Here is a 244-nt window from a genome sequence, read left to right as displayed (position 1 = left end):
GAAATGCAAATCAAGGTAGAGCAAGGCCGCGGTTATGTGCCCGGTAACGTTCGTGCCCTGGCAGACGATAAAGCCCACACGATTGGCCGCATCATCCTGGATGCTTCTTACAGCCCAATCCGTCGTGTCAGCTATGCCGTTGAAAGTGCCCGTGTTGAACAACGTACCGACCTTGACAAGCTGATCCTCGATATCGAGACAGACGGCGTGATTTCACCCGAAGAAGCGGTTCGTCAGGCTGCCC

At 54.9% G+C, this 244-nt stretch carries 1 pseudogene; it reads left to right on the top strand.

The annotated features are described in order from the left end of the window. Positions 1 to 244, top strand: a pseudogene (locus tag AC3II9_RS22325) (DNA-directed RNA polymerase subunit alpha); the annotation flags it as partial.

It is taken from the genome of Lysinibacillus sp. RU7, from assembly GCF_057837305.1.
The sequence above is the reverse complement of the archived record's forward strand: the minus strand, read 5'-3'. Positions and strand labels throughout refer to the sequence as shown.